At 65.5% G+C, this 16,429-nt stretch carries 15 protein-coding genes and 2 pseudogenes; 8 read left to right on the top strand and 9 right to left on the bottom strand.

Annotated elements, in window-relative coordinates; all coding sequences use genetic code 11:
* Window positions 1-319: 319 nt before the first annotated feature.
* Window positions 320-2,998 carry an ATP-binding protein gene (locus M0765_RS19310; RefSeq protein WP_258505434.1) on the top strand — a complete coding sequence of 893 codons (2,679 nt, stop codon included), beginning with the start codon at window positions 320-322 and terminating at the stop codon, window positions 2,996-2,998.
* On the opposite strand, the gene M0765_RS19305 is transcribed toward M0765_RS19310, so the two are convergent.
* The 5 genes and pseudogenes from M0765_RS19305 to M0765_RS19290 all read right to left on the bottom strand — a co-directional run bounded on the left by M0765_RS19305 (window position 2,950) and on the right by M0765_RS19290 (window position 8,231).
* Window positions 2,950-3,294: a hypothetical protein gene (locus M0765_RS19305; RefSeq protein WP_258505433.1), complete on the bottom strand. Its 345-nt coding sequence runs from the start codon at window positions 3,292-3,294 to the stop codon at window positions 2,950-2,952. The genes M0765_RS19310 and M0765_RS19305 overlap by 49 nt on opposite strands.
* Window positions 3,295-3,323: 29 nt before the next feature.
* On the bottom strand, window positions 3,324-6,413 hold the full coding sequence (locus tag M0765_RS19300) for an alpha/beta fold hydrolase (RefSeq protein WP_342456069.1): 3,090 nt from the start codon (window positions 6,411-6,413) through the stop codon (window positions 3,324-3,326).
* A 176-nt stretch (window positions 6,414-6,589) separates the two neighbouring features.
* A pseudogene (locus M0765_RS29495) lies at window positions 6,590-6,703 on the bottom strand (hypothetical protein); the annotation flags it as partial.
* Complete coding sequence (locus tag M0765_RS19295) at window positions 6,700-7,365, bottom strand: hypothetical protein (protein ID WP_258505431.1); 666 nt, start codon at window positions 7,363-7,365, stop codon at window positions 6,700-6,702. The gene M0765_RS19295 and the pseudogene M0765_RS29495, both read right to left, overlap by 4 nt.
* A complete protein-coding gene (locus M0765_RS19290) occupies window positions 7,365-8,231 on the bottom strand; it encodes a metallophosphoesterase (protein ID WP_258505430.1) in 867 nt (288 codons plus the stop codon). The genes M0765_RS19295 and M0765_RS19290 overlap by 1 nt, the downstream gene beginning before the upstream one ends.
* 268 nt (window positions 8,232-8,499) lie before the next feature.
* Between M0765_RS19290 and M0765_RS19285 the strand changes: the two genes are divergently transcribed.
* The 5 genes from M0765_RS19285 to M0765_RS19265 all read left to right on the top strand — a co-directional run bounded on the left by M0765_RS19285 (window position 8,500) and on the right by M0765_RS19265 (window position 13,394).
* Window positions 8,500-9,999 carry a hypothetical protein gene (locus tag M0765_RS19285; protein WP_258505429.1) on the top strand — a complete coding sequence of 500 codons (1,500 nt, stop codon included), beginning with the start codon at window positions 8,500-8,502 and terminating at the stop codon, window positions 9,997-9,999.
* A gap of 43 nt (window positions 10,000-10,042) precedes the next feature.
* Window positions 10,043-10,408 carry a hypothetical protein gene (locus M0765_RS19280; RefSeq protein WP_258505428.1) on the top strand — a complete coding sequence of 122 codons (366 nt, stop codon included), beginning with the start codon at window positions 10,043-10,045 and terminating at the stop codon, window positions 10,406-10,408.
* A 91-nt stretch (window positions 10,409-10,499) separates the two neighbouring features.
* A complete protein-coding gene (locus M0765_RS19275; RefSeq protein WP_258505427.1) occupies window positions 10,500-11,228 on the top strand; it encodes a hypothetical protein in 729 nt (242 codons plus the stop codon).
* A 174-nt stretch (window positions 11,229-11,402) separates the two neighbouring features.
* Complete coding sequence (locus M0765_RS19270) at window positions 11,403-11,771, top strand: hypothetical protein (RefSeq protein ID WP_258505426.1); 369 nt, start codon at window positions 11,403-11,405, stop codon at window positions 11,769-11,771.
* Between the two features lie 99 nt (window positions 11,772-11,870).
* Complete coding sequence (locus M0765_RS19265) at window positions 11,871-13,394, top strand: glycoside hydrolase family 25 protein (RefSeq protein ID WP_258505425.1); 1,524 nt, start codon at window positions 11,871-11,873, stop codon at window positions 13,392-13,394.
* 485 nt (window positions 13,395-13,879) lie between these two features.
* Here M0765_RS19265 and M0765_RS19260 read toward each other — a convergent pair whose 3' ends face one another.
* Window positions 13,880-14,227: a type II toxin-antitoxin system RelE/ParE family toxin gene (locus tag M0765_RS19260; RefSeq protein ID WP_342456026.1), complete on the bottom strand. Its 348-nt coding sequence runs from the start codon at window positions 14,225-14,227 to the stop codon at window positions 13,880-13,882.
* Window positions 14,190-14,471, bottom strand: a complete 282-nt coding sequence (locus M0765_RS19255) for a YlcI/YnfO family protein (protein ID WP_258505424.1) — start codon at window positions 14,469-14,471, stop codon at window positions 14,190-14,192. The genes M0765_RS19260 and M0765_RS19255 overlap by 38 nt, the downstream gene beginning before the upstream one ends.
* 354 nt (window positions 14,472-14,825) lie before the next feature.
* On the opposite strand from M0765_RS19255, the pseudogene M0765_RS19250 reads away from it, so the two are divergent.
* Window positions 14,826-15,083: pseudogene (locus M0765_RS19250) on the top strand (helix-turn-helix domain-containing protein); the annotation flags it as partial.
* 194 nt (window positions 15,084-15,277) lie between these two features.
* Here M0765_RS19250 and M0765_RS19245 read toward each other — a convergent pair.
* Window positions 15,278-15,718 carry a helix-turn-helix domain-containing protein gene (locus tag M0765_RS19245; protein ID WP_258505423.1) on the bottom strand — a complete coding sequence of 147 codons (441 nt, stop codon included), beginning with the start codon at window positions 15,716-15,718 and terminating at the stop codon, window positions 15,278-15,280.
* A gap of 21 nt (window positions 15,719-15,739) precedes the next feature.
* The gene (locus tag M0765_RS19240; RefSeq protein WP_258505422.1) at window positions 15,740-15,940 is read right to left on the bottom strand and encodes a hypothetical protein; all 201 of its coding nucleotides are present in this window, start codon (window positions 15,938-15,940) and stop codon (window positions 15,740-15,742) included.
* On the opposite strand from M0765_RS19240, the gene M0765_RS19235 reads away from it, so the two are divergent.
* A complete protein-coding gene (locus tag M0765_RS19235; RefSeq protein ID WP_258505421.1) occupies window positions 15,927-16,415 on the top strand; it encodes a hypothetical protein in 489 nt (162 codons plus the stop codon). The two genes, M0765_RS19240 and M0765_RS19235, sit on opposite strands and share 14 nt — an antisense overlap.
* Window positions 16,416-16,429: the final 14 nt, after the last annotated feature.

Raw genomic sequence — 16,429 nt, 5'->3', positions numbered from 1 at the left:
TTGTCATCGAAAACCATCAGGGCCAGCGGGCATATCAGCCTGCACAACAGGCCGGATATAAGACTGCAGCCCTGCCTCCTGCTTCTTCACGCTACGAGTTGCTTGTGATCGGGAGGCGCCCATATACGACCTTCCCTAAAAGACTGGTACTCCCGAGGCGACCTCTTCTACGTCCGTCTGGATCGTGCGGAAAATGCGCGGTTGGCGAGAGGCTCCCTTAAGATTCGTGCCAATCTTGATCCGCCGTGAACGTCATCCGCGTTCTGCGCGGAGCCCTTGCCAGGACTGCGCGCGGATTCAACTCTCAGCCGACCCTCACATGCAAGAGATTTATCGAATCGGTCTCGCCGAGGTGCACCCTACCGAACGCACGGTATTCCTTGACGGTGAGGAGGTCGCTCTCGGAGCCCGCGCCTTCGACCTGCTGTTGGTACTTATCCAACACCGCGATCAACTGCTGACAAAGCAGGAGCTGCTTGATCGCGTCTGGCCCGGATTGGTGGTCGAAGAAAACAACTTGTCTGTTCAGGTCAGCGCACTGCGCAAAGTGCTCGGCGCCAAATTGATTGCGACTATTCCCGGGCGGGGTTATCGCCTCAGCGCGCAGGTGGATCGTGTGGCGGTGCCTGACGCCGCCCGTCCCGCACCTGTCGTCGCGCCGGACGGAACAGCCCCACCCATGCCGAAGCCACCGTCCGCATGGCGCGGTTCCGCCGCCATCGCGCACGTTCGCGCGCCGCTGCTGGGCCGCGACAGGGAACTGGCTGAGCTGATCCAAGTCGCCACGGAGTATCGGCTCACCACCGTCGTGGGTCCTGGTGGTATTGGCAAGACCCGATTGGCGGTCGCGACTGCCCACGCGCTGTCGGCTTCATTCGCCGACGGCGTTTGGCTCATTGAGCTCGTGGGCTTGCGCCCGCCGGCCGACCTGGCCAGCCAAGCCGCCCAAGTGCTGGGCATCCAGTTGGCAGGCACGCGTTCGGCCATCGAGGAGCTGTCCGAGCGCCTGCGCGACCAGTCGGTTTGCCTGGTACTGGACAACTGCGAGCATGTGATCGACGAGGCCGCCATCTTCGCGGAGGCCTTGCTGAGCGGCACGCGCGGTGTGCACTTGCTCGCCACCAGCCAGGAGCCGCTGCGACTGGACGTCGAGCATGTGCTGCGAGTCGGCGCACTTCAGGTCCCGGCCAGCGGAACAGGCGCCGATGAAGCCTGCAGAGCCGGCGCCATCGCCATGTTTCGCGATCGCGTGCGCGCCAGCAACTCCCGCTTCGACATCGATGACAGCAACGTCGCCACCGCCATCAAGATCTGCCGCGAACTGGACGGCTTGCCTTTGGCCATCGAATTGGCGGCCGGTCGCGTTGGTCTGTTGGGGGTGGCCGGCGTGCATCGCCAGCTTGCGAGGCGCTTTCGCCTACTGACGAGCGCACAACGCCACCGCGACGCGCGTCACCGAACGCTGCGCGCGACGCTCGACTGGAGCTATGCGCTGCTCTCCGAAAGCGAACAAAGTGCCTTCCGGAGACTGGGTGTGATGGTGGGCGGCTTTGGCCTGGAGTTGGCTGAACAGGTTGCCGAGCAGCCGGCGGGGGCGGACGCTGGCGCCTGGCTCGATGCGCTGGGGGCGCTGGTCGACCGCTCGCTCGTGGTCGTCGAAGGCGACGCACGACCGCGCTTCCATCTGCTCGAAAGTGCCCGCGCCTATGCTCTGGAGAAGCTCTCCGAGGACGACCAGCTGGCTGCGATGCGCACTCGGCACGCGAAAGGCCTGCTACGGGCCCTTCGGAGCCACCTCTCGCTACAGGGGACCGAGCGCATCACGCAAGACGAGTGGACGATGACCTTCGCCCCCGAAGTGGACAACCTTCGTGCAGCCATCGAATGGACCAGCGGACCGGAGGGCGACCCGTCGCTGGCGCTCGACCTGTTGGCAATGGCAGCACCGCTGATGTACCAGCTCGGCCGCTTCAGCGAATGCCTCCAGTGGTTCCAGGCCGGGCGCTCGCTGCTCGGTCCGGCCACGCCCGAGGCCACACGCGCCAACTTCGAGTTCGGCTTGGCCGTCGTCGGGCTTTATGCATTGCCCTACGACGAGCGCATGGCGCTGCTGAACTCGGCCGGCGCCGTATTCAAGCAGCACAGCCAGGTCGACAAGCTCGTCGCGGTGCATTGCCTGACAGCTTTCATCAGCGCGGTCGCCGGGCAATATGCCAAGGCGCAGCAGCACCTCGATGCATGCGAGCCCTTGTTTGTCCAGTTTCCTGCGCTCGGTGCCATGCGTGCGCGCTGGCTTTTTCCATCGGCGGTCGTCCATCTGGGGCAGGGCGATGCGGCCGCGGCGTTGGCGTGCATCGAACGTGCCCTACCGCTCGCACAGGCGGCAGGCGACTCGCGCACGGAGGCCTACCTGCTCACCAACCGCGGTGTCGCCTTTCATCTGGCAGGGCGGCTCGAGGACGCCGAGTGCTGCCTGCTTGCATTCCTGGATTCGTGCGAGGCACGCGCCAAGTTCAGGATGGCGGCCTCAGAGGCCTTCGCGCATTCGTACCTGATCCGCCTGGACGTGGAGCGCGAGGCGGTGGAGCGCGCGACGGAGCGCCTGCGAGAAGCCTTGCCGCTCATGCGTCGCGCAACTGGCGCACGCCAGTTCGCCGGCACCCTGGCCTACCTCGCGGCGGGACAGGGGCGCCTGCGTGACGCCGCCTTGCTGCAGGGTGCCGATATCGCGGGCCGCAAGCACCGCGGCGAAGCAACGCCATGGCTGGAACAGAAAGTGGCTTCGGCTGTCCGGGACCGCGTGCTTGAATTCCACACCCAGACCGAGCTGGCTTCCTGGTATGCCGATGGCGCGCGACTGGATGAGGCCGCCATTGCATCGCTGGCACACGGCGAGCAAGTCGCAGGCGATGCCGGCAACGCGCTGCGCATGTTGCTCGCCCGGGCACGTCAGGGCGACGCGTCTCCTCGCTCCAGCTCCGCCAACACCCAGGGGTAGACATCGCGCGCGGCGTCGCGCCCGACGAAATTGTCCAGGTGGCCGTAGCGCTCCATCACACGGCGCCGGTACCACTGCGGCCCGTTGTGCTGCGCAAGCCAGGCCTCGGTGCGAAGCGACGATTCGGGGTTGAACAAGGTATTCAACCCACCGGACATGAAGCTGATGGGCAGGGCCATGCGTCGCGCCTTGTCGGCCGTGAGATAGGTGTCGCCGCCCTGCGCGTCGACCACGCGTCCGCGCTGCATGATCAGCGCGAGCTGGTCGAAGACGGACAGGGAGATGGGGCCGAACATCTCGCCCATGGCGAAATGCGTTCCCTCATTCAGATGTTCATGCAGGACCACCGGTCCGAAGAATGCATTGATCCGTTTGCACACCGGGCTCTTACAGGTCTCCCCCGCGGCACCGGCACACTCCAGGCCATGACGTCCACCTCGCGGTCTGCCTGCGTCGTGCCCGGCACCGGGGAGAAGAGGCCGCCAAGCTGCCGACCGTGCTCCAGCAAGCGCTCCAGGCCGATGTCGGCCTTGGCCTGGTTGAGCCAATAGGTCATCGGGTGCAGCGTGACTTGTGAAGAAACCACCGAGCGCACGCCCCGCAGTCCGTCCAGCAGCGCCATCAGGACGCTCATCGAACCGACGCAATGCCCCACCACCTGCACCGTGTCCGCACGGGTCGCACGGCGCACGAAGTCCACCGCAGCCGGCCAGTCGGTGCGCGCGATGTCGTCGATGCAGAAGCTTTGTTGCGAGCCCACGGCGTCGGGGCTGCCACGGTAGTCGAAAAGCCAGACGTCGTAGCCCTGGGCACACAGCGCCTCGGCCAGGCTTTCCGATGTCGTCGTGACCGTCCAGGATGAGGCCCGCATCGCCACGCCAGCAGCGAGGATCACCGGTCCCTTGGAGCCCGCCTGGTAGCGGGTGAGCCGCAGCACCACGCCATGGGCCAGGTCCAGCGGAAACACCTGCGCGGCCGGAAGCCTAGGGATGCGTCGCGAGGAGATCGGGGGTGCGGGCGATGTCGATGCTGTCGTGGCCGCCGCCAGATCCGACAACAATCCGCCGTAAGCACGAAACACGGTGCGGCCGAAGAATCCGGCGAACTTGGCCAGATAGGCGCGATCGATGGCCGATCTGGCTTCCGGAAGCAGATTCTCGAGGTACCCATCGAGATCGTGCGGCGGGCTCGTCGACAGCGTGGTGGCTTGCCAGACGAGATCCTCCAGGCCCAGCGAAAGAATGCCCTGCGCGATCCGGCGCGGCGTGGGACCCGCTTCATCGATGTCCACGAAAAGCGTGGTGAGGTCGGTCCACGGCGAGGACCCGGGCTGCTGGTGCAGCCATTTGGAGCCTGCAAAGCGCAGCGGTGTGGCGTCCGGCCGCACAAGGGTCATCTCGTAGCGCATGGTCCAGGTCTCCACCGTTTCCGGCGCAGGAGGCAGCAGTCGGAAATGGCCGCTTTGCACCTGCATGGGCGTGGGGCTCAGCGCCGCGCAGGTCACTTGTCCGGTGATCTGCGCCTCGTGCAAAGAATCGCTGATCATGCGGTAGAGGTCCTCGGTGCGAATGGTGAGCTCGAAGTCCAGCGCGTGGCCGGCAGCACGCCCCCAGGCGGCCGACAGCTCGTAGCGGCTGACCAGCCTGGGCGACAGGCCCTCGCCCAGGCCGTCTTCGCATTCCAGGCTCACGAACCCCTGCATGCGCTCGGTGAACCGAAAGCTCGGGCTGAGGTACTCCGGGTGCTCAGAGATCAAGTGCGACAACAGCTTGCGCGCCGCGTCGATCGCACCTTCTTTCAAGTGCTGCAACGCCGACTTCAGCAGATCCTCGGCGCCCTCCTCCATTTGCACCTGCAGGGATGTGACGCTCTCCGGCGCCACCGTTTCATCAGTCGTGCAAGGCAGTGGCCGGGCAGCGGGCAGCGTGAGATCCAGCGTCCAGCCGCGCGTGTCGCACAGGCGCTGGCAGCAGCGTTCCGCCAGCGCGCCGATGGTCAGCAGCGGGTTCACACCCGCGGCCGCGGGCAGCAAGGAGCCGTCGCAAACATAAAGCCCCTCGTGCACCCCGCTGCCACTGGTGCCGGCATAGACCTGCCCGTCCGCGTTGGTCACGCCACGCTCCGCATCGTCCGCCATTCCACAGCCACCCAGCGGGTGAACCGTGATGAGCTTGTGGCCCAGGGCATGGCTCCACAGCGGATTGGGCAGGAACACACCCTTCACCGCTTCGTTGGCCTCGGCCAGCCAACGATGGTCGTTGGCGATGGTGGAACTCATGCCGGCATCCGGCCAGTGGATGCGAAGACGGTCGTCGACCAGCTTGAGCTCGCCACCGGCGTCGTCCACGCTCATCACCAGGTAGGTCTGCGTGCGGGCGACCGGGCCGATGTAAGACTGCTCGGTGAGGGAGTCGGGGTGGTTCTGCACCACGTCGCCCAGTGCCTGCGCGCTTTCGAGACGCGTGGCGGCCTCGCTGGCGCCGTATCGCGTCTCGCCCCCGACCATGGCGCTGGCCGCGAAAAGCAACGGCGGCATCAGCGACGCCAGCGCACCGGGAATCACCCCTTCCTCGATCACCAGGCCCTCGCGCGGATTCTTTTCGCGGCGCGCATCGATCACGCCGGTGATGCATGGGCCGGGCATTTGCTCGGGCTGCAGCTTGTTGCTGCCCGCGCCGATGCCGTAGACCGGGACGGGTTGGCATTCGCCATTCGGACCCGGTTCGCCGGTTCGCCAGAAGTTGTCGTACCCGAGCGCGAGCACGTCGCCGTTGCCCGAGAAAGAGCTGCCGACGCGATCCGACAACGCAAGCCCACGCGCCTTGGACCGCAACAGGATCTCCGTCGAACCCAGCGCCCCCGCGCCCAGCATCACGATGTCGGCCAGGACGCTGCCGGCCGAGACGGGCTCGGATGGCAGTCCCGCGCGTGCCGCACGCAGCGAGATCGCCTCGAAATGCACACGCCAACGCGTGCCCTCCCGTTCCAGGTGCGTGATGAGCGCGCCGGTGAACACCTGCGCGCCGTGACGGCACGCATCGGGCAGGTAGTTCATCAGCGTTGTGTTCTTCGCGCCCACGTTGCAGCCGCTGGTGCAGTCGCCGCAGTTGTTGCACGCCGGCTGTGGCACCCCGAAGGGATTCAGCTGGTCCTTGAAATTGACCGCGAGAGGCGCACGGCGGAACGGACGCCGCAGCGCCTGCGCTGACTGTTGCAACGCCCGCATCTTGTTGAGAACGGGTGCCTCTTCGGGGTAGGGTTGCACATCGAGCACGGAGCGCACGCGCTGCGCATAGGGCTCCAGCACGCCAGGTTCGGTGCGGAACAGCGCGGGCCATGCCGGGTCGTCGAACAGCCGCGGGTCCATTTCCAGCGCGACATTGGCATTGATGAGCGAGGTGCCCCCAGTCCGCAGCCCACCATCGCCAGCATGTCGTCGTTCATGCGCAGATCGAACAGGCCATCGCGCGGCCCCAGTCTGCCGCGCGGGCCGTCCATCTGCAGATCGGCCTGTGCACTGTTCAGGTCGTTGGGGTAGTGCCCGGGCGCGATCTCGCGTCCGCGCTCCAGGACACAGACGGTTTGGCCCGCACGCGCCAGCCGGGAGGCCGCAATGGCGCCCCCATAGCCGGAGCCCACGACGACCACGTCATAGCTGCCACCGATCTCGGTGAGCGGACGCGAGATGGTCTGGTAGCCGTTCATGCGGAGCCTCCGTTCACAGCCACCGGTGGCCGAGCGTGCTGTCGCGACGGGCCGGTATCGCCACCGCATGCCGACGGGTCGAAGAACTCGTCCAGCAATTCACGCGCGTGGCGCTGTGCAGCGGCCACCGCGCAACGGGTGAAGTGCTCCCAATCGCCGGCGTGATGCGCCACGGCCTGATCGAGCGCAAGCACCAAGGGGTTGTCACGGTCGCTGGGAGTCCCCGTGCCAGCAGCGTGAACGGCAGGGCTGGCACCGTGAACCGGATCATTGAACAGCCGCAGCGACGCGAGGTTGAGATCGCCATCGATCAGCACGATGGCCGCGCCCTGCGGGCTCGTCATCGTGGGTTGATCCATCACCCAGCCGCCCGTGTTGTAGACCTTCACCGGACGCGCCAGCCCGGGCACGGGCAGCTCGTCCTGGAAGGGCTTGTGCGTGTGGCCATAGACGAAGCGCAGGTCCATGTCCCGCGGATCGATGCCCTCGCTCTTCAACTGCGTCGTCACCGCGCCCCCGAGGTACCACCGCAGTTGAGCGGCGTCGTCGAGCGTGACCAAGCGTCGGTAGTCTCCGCGCTGGGCTTCGGCGCCGCGGACGAGCGTGGCGTCCACCACGCCGCTGACGGCCTGCTGCACGGTGACGCCCTGGATCAACGGCATCACGGCCGAAACGTCCAGGAGTCGCCAAGGCGCTCGGTGATCCATCGTGCGAGATGCTGCGACCAGCGCCGCGATGCGCCCGCGTCGCGCATGATTTCATAGAGCTTCTCGGACTCCAGTCCCACGGCACCGGCGTTGCCGAGATCGGACCAGAGGAAGTCCACCCACGCGCCGTTGCGAGCCTCGATCTGCTCCACGGTCAACGGCCGCGGCGGCGCATGGGGCGGCCGCGGCGTCTGGTGCTCGACCAGGGTCGACATCGCGCGGTACATCGGGTCCACATAGTGGCCATGGTGCAGCACCACCGCACGGCGCCGGGCCGCATCGACCAACCCGAAGTTCGGATAGGCCAGTTCGAAACTGAGGTCGCCCAGCCCCGGCTCGGTGCCCGCCAGCGCGGCGAGCAACTCGCAGCTCGGCCACGAGCGACCCGGCGCATCCATCAGCGTCGTCATCTGCGGCATGTCGGCATTCGCGCCGGATCTCGCACGGCTTACGAAGATCTGGTCTTGCGCCATGCGCCACAGGTGATGGTCGTGATTGCCTGGCACCACCCGTATTCGCGGCGACAGGCGCAGTCCCTGGTTGCGCAGGCGCGCCAGTTCGCGCAGGAACATGCGGAACGCCTGCGACACCGTGTTCATCGGCGACAGGCCCATGTCGAGCACGTCGCCGAGCAACACCAGCGTTGGATGCTCGTCGTCGCAAAGCGGCGCCAGCGTGGAAGCCAGCGCATCCATCAGCGCGACCAGGGTTTCGCAACGCGCTCCCGGCTCCACATGACCCGCACCGTCGATCCCGGTGAGCAGGCTGTAGTCGGCACCCAGATGCAAATCGGAAATGCAAACGTGACGCAAGGCGGCCATTGAAAGCTCCTGGTGCGGTCGCGCCTTGGCGCCCCTGGCGAGGCGACCTGGCTGACAACGAAAGACGACTCCCTGCCTGATCGATCGAATGGGTTTCGTCACGAGCACCGCCGCATTTGCGGCATGCAGGTGCGAACCCTTTAGGAACGTTTAGCAACACTTTAAACCGTTTAGAGCACTCCGTTCCTACGATCACTTCACGAACAGCTCATCGATCCCCAACCACCGAGCGCAGTGCTCGACCAACCTCGACGAACAGGAGAACGCCATGCCTTCCACCATTCCCTACGACCCGACCCTCGCGCTCGGCAACCTCGTGACGCAGGAGCGGCTCGATCTGCTTTCGCAGATCGCGGCCAAGCAAAGCCCGGCGGACGATGCCGAGGATCACCTCAATGACCTGATCACCCTGCGCCGCAGCTTCGACATGACCATCCAGGAGTTGATGGACATGGACGTGGACACCTCCGACATGGCCAAGCAGCGCGGCGAGGTCAACAAGCAGATCACGGCCGCCGCGGTGGAATACAGCAAGGCCAAGATCCAGTCCGAGCAGGACATCCTGCCGCTCAAGCGCAAGATCAAGGCAGTGGGCTCGGGGCCCGAGAGCCCGATCGACTACAACCGCACGCAGATCAAGTCGCTGCCGATTTCGGCCGACTCGATGAAGATGAACGTCCAGTACTTCGCCTTCGACAAGAATGCGCAGAGCAGCCAGACCCATGCTGCGACCATCGCCTCTTTCGTCAGCGACGAAACATCGTGGCTCGGCGACTCCATCTCCGGCGCCGCGAGCACGGCCGCGCAGAGCCAGACCAACAGCCAGCACCAGCGTCACGACATCGTCGGCACGCTGGTGATCAGCGCCACCTGCACCCACAAGAACGCGCAGCTGCTGGCCCCCTTCATCATCGACGTCGACAAGGCCATCCGGGTCTGGAATGTCTGCCACCCGGATCTCTTCATCGACACCTCTACGGCCTCGGCGCTGGCCACCATCGCCAAGCAGGTGGAAAAAGACCAGGACAAGTGCCTGACCCTGCTCTCGGGCGCCGTCTACGGCTCCTGCTTCATCGGCATGGTGCACGTGCTCAACACCACCACCACCGACTCCAGCGAGGACATGTACTCGGTCGCCAGCAAGTTGCAGACCTCGTTCAAGATCGGCGGCTGGTTCGCCGACGAACAGGGCGGCTTCGGCGTGGAGAACAGCTTCTCCAACGATGCGAAGAACCTGCTGAGCGCGCAGAACATCACTTCGCATTGCACCCTGGTCGCAATGGGCTCGATCCCTTCGATCAAGTCGAACCAGGTGCAGATGAGCGTCAAGGGCTTCGTCGACAGCGACGGCGCCACCAGCATGGCCGCGCTGGCCAAGCTGCAGAACGCCACGGCCGCGGACCAGGACTCGGTCGATGCCTCGGCCAATGCGGCCCGCACCGGCGGCCAGTTCGTGGCGATGCAGAACGCCAAGGTGACCGCGGCGCTGTCGGCCTTGAACGACATCGACAACTCGCAGAACAACATCATCGACACCAACTCGATGATGGTCGCCTTCGAGGACTACGTGAACAAGGCCCTGGCCGGCAACATCGGCGTGCCGATCATGTACTACACCAAGCCGATCACGCGCGTGCAGCTCGCGCAGATGTGGGTCGCCAAGTACTTCCCCGGCCGCTACCTCGCGATCGCCGGCGACGACTCGACGCCGGCTGCGTCTGGCACCGCGCCCGCGCCGGCGCCGGCGCCCGAGGCGGCGACAGCCTGAGCGCCTATCCCCCATTTCATCAGTCGACCAGAAAGGACAAATCATGCCCATCGTCAAAGCCAACAGCGGCAACCCCATCGCCGGCATCATCGTTCCCAATGCCGCCCAGCGAAATGCCTGCCAGGACGTGATCGCCCAACTCGTGTTCGCGGACCTGGGACGCGGGCCGGGCACGCTCCATACCGTGGGCGTGGCCCGCCTCGACATGCAGGGGCACAACGCCGCGGGCGTCGCGAACCTGCAGGTGCAGATCGGCAACAGCACGGCCGCGTGCGCACTCGTCGCCGGGTCGATCCAGGCGATGGGCGACGCCGCCAACCAGAGGGGCGGGGCCGCCGCCGCCATCTCGGCGCTGAACCAGAGCCTCGACAGCGGCACCATCTGGAACGTCACGGGCTCCGTGCCCTGAGCGGCCCCATCAACCAGGAGAATGCCATGGCCATCGACAATGCGGCGACCTTCCTCGCCAACCCCTGACCTTCATCGCCGGGTCACCGATCGTGTTGGACCAGATCGGACAGAACATGCCGGGCGGGGCCTTCCCGCCGGTGAACAACCAGCGCTCGCGTTTCACCCTGAGCACCGGCGCACCCGGTGTGGCGCCGGCGCCTGGCAGCCTGCCGCGGCTGCGCATGCAGCCGGCCGCCGTGCCCCCGGGTGGCGTGGTGCCGCAGCCGCCCCTGGCGCCGCTCGCCACGCTCGACGCGTACTACTGCCATGCCGGCATTGGCGGCGTGGCGTTGAACGCGTTGCCCTATGTGGACATCCCTATCGCGCCCGGCCCGGCCGACGCGCACCTGCTGTTCACCACCGGCATGAACGGGTGCGCCCTCTTCGTGGCCAACGCCGTCGACCCGGCCGCACCAGCCTTGGCGGCCGGCCACTGGCGCGTGTTGCACGACCCCTCGCACCGCAGCCTGGCGGCGCTGCACGCGGGCAACTACGTCATTCACTTTGCAGCCTATGTCGACGCCGTGCAGCCGGGGCCGGTACCAGCCGCCTGGGCCGCAGCGCCCATCGTCCGCAACTACAACCCCAACAACTACCCGTTCGCACTGCCGCCGCCGGCGATGCCGATGAACCAGCGCGTGATCACCAACTTCCTCTGGTGGGACGGGGCGCACTGGAACTTCGGCAGCAAGCACTACCACTTGCTGGGCGGGAGCGCGAGTCCCATCGACGCGCCGCCGGGTGCGGGGCCCACCAGCACGCAGAGCTGCGCGCTCTGAGTGGGAGCCACCGGCAGGGCCACCTGCCCGTGAGGCGCAACCAGACGACCGCACAGGCGCACCCGCTTCAGTTTTCCGCGTGAAGCGCAGCGATTCGCGGAGTGCGCACGCGGCTCCTCGGGTGGGCCGACAGCCGCCCACCTTTTCTTTCCACCAGCCATCCGAAAGCAAGCCATGCCTCAAATCACCCTCGCCTCCATGCAGGACTGCATCAACGCCGCATTCGCCGCGTACGACCACACCCCGCCCACCGCGGGCACCATCCAGGTCCATACGACCAACAACGGCGTCGTGCCGGTCACCTGCAGCATCCAGGCCGGCCAGTCGCTCTTCAACTGCGGAACGGATCCCACCGGCAACTACTCGATGCCGGCGGCCCAGGCCAACAACCTGCGGATCTGGTGCCAGACGCATCCGGGCGGCCCCAACGGCAACTGGTCGTACGGCTATCGCGGACCGGACCCGACGCATCCGAACCAGGCCAACGTCACGTTGATCAACTGGAACGCCTTCATGTTCAATTTCCACGTCGTGCTGTCCTGAGTTCGGCAGGAAGGCCAGCGTCCACGGCCCGATGACGCATCGGCCGGGCGCTGCGCGTTCCCTCGAGCGGCTCGCAGCCTCGGCAACAGGAGACACACCATGCGCCGCTTCGAGCCACAGGAAATCGCCTGGCTGGAGTGCCTGGTGCTGGTGGCACGCCTCGGGCCCATCTCGGCCCCGGCCTTCCTGGCACGCCTGCATTTCAGCCGCGCCGCGGGACGTGCGTTGATCCTTCAGCCACGCGGACACTTCGGCTATTGCTACGTGCGGCCCGCACATCTGGCCACGGCCGATGCGGCCCAGGACGAGCGGCGTTCACTCATGGCGCTGCTGCTCTTGCTGGCGTGGCTGCGACGCGAAGGCTATCTCGCAGTCGAACACCACGAGGGCGACATGGCGCCACCCCTGCTGGTGGTCGGCGAGGCCTTCGACGCCGTGCGCCCCGAGCGCTCGCGCGTCGTGCTCAACGCGCAAGGCGACTACAGCTGCGAGCCGCACCAGGTGCTCAGTGTCCGCGGCGAAGTTGCGTATGAGGGGCTGCGCCTTGAAGGCGATGCTTTCACGCTGGCCCGCGAATGGGCGCGCGGGACGCTGCATGCGTCTCTCGCGCTGGAAGAACTGCTGGCACTCGTGCGTCCAGCACCGCAACCGGCCCCTGCTTGCGTCCCGGTGGAAGCAGTGCATGCCAGAGCGCCAAGCGGTGGATCTCGCACCATCGCCGCCGTTGCGCGGACCATGCTTCGTCTGAACGTGGTGACCTGGCTGACCCTGTTGGTGTGCGCCGCCATTGGGGGAATCCAGCTGGGTGGCGCAGTCCGTCCTGGCGAACGCACGGCCGGGCCTGGCCCCACGCCTGTCGCCGCAGTGCGCACGGCGCCTCCGTCCATGCAACAAGATTTGCCTGCCACCCATGCGTCGGTGGCTTCCATCAGCGCACCGACGCCGGCTGTTGCCGCGCCCACGCCGACCCCCATCTCCACGGTCACGCCCACATCGACACCTGCGAGCCCTCTGTACGGCCTGGACGTGTCCAAATGGAACGGGAATTGGGTGGACCAGCTGAAAGGATCGCTGGCGGGCATCAGCTTCGTCTTCGTTCGCGCCAGCGATGGCCTGACCGCCGATCCCACCTTCGATCGCCACTGGAGCGCGGTTCGCAGCAACGGGTTGGTGCGAGGCAGCTATCACTTCTACCGCGTCGATATCGACGCTGACCAGCAAGCGCAGTTCTACCTTCGCATGCTGGGCGGCGCGTCCGAGCAAGGCGACATCGCCCCCGCGCTCGATTTCGAGGCGGAGAGCTTCCCTCCCGGTGCACCGCCATCAAAGGAGAAGGTGCAGGCCGATCTGCTGCGCGCATTGCAAGCGCTGGAGCGGCAGGGAGGTCGCGTTCCCATGATCTATACCAACTGGGACATGGGGACGAAGTGGCTCGATGACGAGCGTTTCGCGCGCTACCCGCTATGGATCGCGGACTGGTCGCAACGCAATGCGCCGCGTCTGCCTGCGACCTGGGCGCAGCGAGGCTTTCGCTTCTGGCAACGCACCGATCACTACCTGCCCCCAACGACAACAGGCTGGCCATGGACCTCGACTGGTTCATCGGCCACCACAAAGATCTGACGCGCTGATCGTGACCCATCAACTTCAATGACATCCAACGACTTCATTCATCCAGAAAAGAAGAAGTGCGTGCTGCTGCGGCCGCGTCATGTGCCGGTGCATTGTTGCTTATGCTCGCTTTGAGCGCCTGCGGCGGAGGCGGAGGCGGCAACGACTCGAATCCCAATGCGCTGATCTTTCCGCAGGTGCCTCCTCCTGAAGAGGTCAAGACCTCAACGGCAATCCGACGATCGTCAATCCAAAGACGCTCGCCATTCACAACAACTCGGACAGGCCGATCTATCCCGTGCTGAAGATCGGCCCCAAGCCGGTCGACGAATGGCTACAAGGATGTTTTCGCACCACGGCGAAGACCGTGGAGCGGTGCCGACGGGCAATGCCTTCTGGCCACTGCTCCTCGGGTCGCATGGACCGGCGTAGAGCGTCCGCGGAAGCTCCAGTGGCTCACAGGAGAGTGTGTCGTTGAAGGGGTGCTCTGGCCATGGTCAGTGGTAGTCATCTTCGCGTTGATGCCTAACGGCCGCGACGACGATCGAGTCGGCGGACTCGATCTCGAACAGCGCCACGTAGCCGCTGCCCCCGAACGGAATCACGAGCTCACGAATGAACGGATCGGCACCTGCCTTGCGGCACGTGAAAGGCGAAAAGCTCAAGGTGGCGATGCCGTTCTCGATCGCTTCCAACGCCCGCTCGGCGAGTTCCAGGCCGCCCCCTCGCTCCAACTCGCGCTCGAGAATGAAGTCGTACAGGCGCTCCAGATCCTCGAGCGCCCCCTCGTGAACCTGACGCGGTAGGTCACCGGGCAGGCGATGCGCGTTGCGCCTTCGCGGCACTGAGCTTCATCCGAAGCCGCCGCATCACTTCACCCGCATCGAAGTATTCGCCGCTCTCTCGGGCATCCGCGAGCGACTGCAACCCGCGCGCCATGAATTCGTGCTGCTCCTTGCGCTGACGCACCGAGGCACGCACGGCCGCCTCGACGAACTGGGACAGGGATTCGTCCTTGCCCAGAACCTGCTCGACTTCTTTGCGGAACTCCGAATCCACGCGCACGGAAGGGATCGTTGCGGTTTTCATCGGAGGTATTGTATTTCATTTGCGATGCACGAACAAGCGACTCGGGCAGCCTGTGCGCCGGTGACAGAGCAGCAATCCATCCATCGTTCGCGGCAGCAGACCGATACCGCGCCACGGTGAAGCCAGAACTGTGTAAGTGAAGACAACCCGGTGCGCACCGCCGCTGCGTACGCCAACGAACCGCATCAGGCGCGCTCGGTCTCGAGGGCGCCTATCTCGCACTCGCTTGCCCTCATAGGCATCTCTTGTGTTGATTGCCACCGAAAATTGACCCGGCTAACGCACTAATTTCCGTCTAAGACTGACCCACGTAAAACTCTACCCTGCTCATTTTTAAGGCAGGGGATCCTAGGAGTGATAGACGTGGCGACATTGAGTGTCATCAGACGCTGGGCCCTGCGCGAGCAGATGTCCATTCGCGAGATAGCCAGGCGTACAGGCCTGTCTCGCAACACCGTAAAGAAGTACTTGCGAGCCGGCGAAGATGCGCCGCGCTACGCCAAGCGGGCGAGCTCAAGCAAGCTCGATCCCTATGCCGACAAGCTCGCGACCTGGCTCGCGATCGAGGCCACCAAATCGCGGAAACAGCGGCGCAATCTGCGGCAGATCCACACACTCACGTGGAGCGCTCAGCCAGCGTCGGCTTGGAAGTCCTAGTAAAAAGTCGCGATGGTGATGGTGCCGTTGTAAGCGACGTCGATAAATGCGAACGAACCTAAAGCTGCCCGGCAAATGCGAGTCCGCCCATGAGCAACTGGAGCGCGCAGCTTCGAATCTGACGTCTCACTCTGCCCCGCCATGTCGCGCTATCGCGTGGCTAGCCGTTCCACAACTTCACGTGTACCCAGGTCCCGCACTGTCGCAAGGCTTTCGAGTTGCGCTGTCCGCGGACGCGCCTTGCCTTGTTCCCAGTGGTAAATCGTCTGGCCGGAGACGCCTACCAGCTGTCCGTAGATCGCCGCGGACAGCCCAAGCTTGGCCCGATGTGCTGCCAACCTGGTAGCACTGAAGCGACGCTTCGTGCCTGTTGCCGCTTCAGCGTCTGAACCAGACACCGCGCTGGAACGCGCCGCGCCCTTCGCGACACGACGCAGCTCCTTCTCAAGCGCGCTCACCTGGCGACGCAGTTCGGCAATCGAGGCGCGATGCGCGACTGACGCTTTCTTGAAGGTTTCGATCTCGGCGCGCACTTCTTTGCGAGCGACGCGGGAGATCTCGGCTTTGAGGATCGAGGCAATGTTTGGCATCGGCGCATTGTGCCGTTCCAGCTATCTGGCCTCTCCTGACGTCAGCACCGGCTCGAGCCATCTGAGCGCGGCCGCCCTGGGCGACAGCGCGCGCAGATGCGCCTCGCAAGCCAGGTCAGTGGCCAGCTCCTCGAGCTGCTCAGGATCCACCGTCCGCCAATGGCGCTTGAGCTGCTGCGCGCAATAGTAGATCCACAGATCGGTCGGAATGTCGTCTTCCATTTCGCCATATTACTGTATATTCATACAGGTGTACTGCGAAGTGTTTAGATACCGGTTCGAGGGCCAGGCGATTTCCACCAAGGAGGCGGTGAAGCACACGCGGCGCATCGGAGAGCTGCTCTACGTGCCCCGCATCCATGATCCGCGCCCAGGGCGCAGCCTGATGATCGCCATGCTGCTGGCCGACGACCAGGAGAGCTATGTGATCCCGTTGCTCAACCGCGCGTCCATGCTCGAGGTACGCGGCGGTTTCTTCATCGAAGGCACCGAGATCAATCCGCGGGGCCGGGCGCTCAAGAACATCAAGGCGGACACCTACCCGCAGCGCTGGTTCTGCCGGCCGGTGCCGCGGCCTGCCCCGCCCGATGCGAAGGCGGCCCGACTGGAGGCGCAGCGCCACGGGGAAATGATCGCGAAGGCGCTGCAGCGCTGGCCATCGCGCCGCGGCGGTTCCAGCGTCGGGGGAAGCGCGTAGCGCGTTTGCGAACT

Source organism: Variovorax sp. S12S4 (genome assembly GCF_023195515.1).
In the GTDB taxonomy this organism is placed as follows: Bacteria; Pseudomonadota; Gammaproteobacteria; order Burkholderiales; family Burkholderiaceae_C; genus Variovorax.
Note: the sequence above shows the minus strand (reverse complement) of the source record. Positions and strands in the feature narration are given on the sequence as shown.

Bases quoted from the DNA above. Each gene is read 5' to 3' on its own strand.
- M0765_RS19235 (WP_258505421.1), top strand. From the start codon at position 15,927: ATGTCGTCTTCCATTTCGCCATATTACTGTATATTCATACAGGTGTAC.
- M0765_RS19240 (WP_258505422.1), bottom strand. From the start codon at position 15,940: ATGGAAGACGACATTCCGACCGATCTGTGGATCTACTATTGCGCGCAG.
- M0765_RS19270 (WP_258505426.1), top strand. From the start codon at position 11,403: ATGCCTCAAATCACCCTCGCCTCCATGCAGGACTGCATCAACGCCGCA.
- M0765_RS19290 (WP_258505430.1), bottom strand. From the start codon at position 8,231: ATGGCCGCCTTGCGTCACGTTTGCATTTCCGATTTGCATCTGGGTGCC.
- M0765_RS19255 (WP_258505424.1), bottom strand. From the start codon at position 14,471: ATGAAAACCGCAACGATCCCTTCCGTGCGCGTGGATTCGGAGTTCCGC.
- M0765_RS19245 (WP_258505423.1), bottom strand. From the start codon at position 15,718: ATGCCAAACATTGCCTCGATCCTCAAAGCCGAGATCTCCCGCGTCGCT.
- M0765_RS19295 (WP_258505431.1), bottom strand. From the start codon at position 7,365: ATGCCGTTGATCCAGGGCGTCACCGTGCAGCAGGCCGTCAGCGGCGTG.
- M0765_RS19285 (WP_258505429.1), top strand. From the start codon at position 8,500: ATGCCTTCCACCATTCCCTACGACCCGACCCTCGCGCTCGGCAACCTC.
- M0765_RS19305 (WP_258505433.1), bottom strand. From the start codon at position 3,294: ATGTTCGGCCCCATCTCCCTGTCCGTCTTCGACCAGCTCGCGCTGATC.
- M0765_RS19310 (WP_258505434.1), top strand. From the start codon at position 320: ATGCAAGAGATTTATCGAATCGGTCTCGCCGAGGTGCACCCTACCGAA.
- M0765_RS19280 (WP_258505428.1), top strand. From the start codon at position 10,043: ATGCCCATCGTCAAAGCCAACAGCGGCAACCCCATCGCCGGCATCATC.
- M0765_RS19265 (WP_258505425.1), top strand. From the start codon at position 11,871: ATGCGCCGCTTCGAGCCACAGGAAATCGCCTGGCTGGAGTGCCTGGTG.